This window comes from Pantoea sp. E956-1 (genome assembly GCF_982223955.1).
This window is the reverse complement of record NZ_CEUYZP010000068.1, coordinates 1-449: the sequence shown is the minus strand read 5'-3', so window position 1 is coordinate 449 and position 449 is coordinate 1. Positions and strand designations below refer to the sequence as shown.

Annotated in this window: 1 protein-coding gene; it reads left to right on the top strand. The window is 60.6% G+C overall.

Features of this window, described 5'->3' with window-relative positions; genetic code table 11:
- The coding region (locus tag AC0T7J_RS25290; protein ID WP_473798512.1) for a phosphoheptose isomerase at positions 1-449 on the top strand (449 nt) is incomplete at both ends.

Genomic DNA, 449 nt, shown 5'->3' with positions numbered 1-449 from the left:
CTCGTGCGGCAACGGTGGCTCGGCCGGCGATGCCCAGCATTTTTCCTCGGAGCTGCTCAACCGCTTCGAGCGCGAGCGTCCGAGCCTGCCGGCGATTGCGCTGACCACCGACACTTCGACGATCACCTCGATCGCCAACGATTACAGCTACAACGAAGTGTTCTCCAAGCAGATCCGCGCGCTCGGCCAGCCGGGCGATGTGTTGCTGGCGATTTCGACCAGCGGCAACTCGGCGAACATTATTCAAGCGATCCAGGCCGCACATGATCGCGAAATGATTGTCGTAGCTTTGACCGGACGCGATGGCGGCGGCATGGCGTCGCTGCTGTTGCCCGAGGACGTCGAGATTCGCGTACCGGCCAACGTCACTGCACGTATTCAGGAAGTCCACTTGCTGGCGATCCATTGCCTTTGCGATCTGATCGACAGCCAACTGTTCGGGAGTGAAG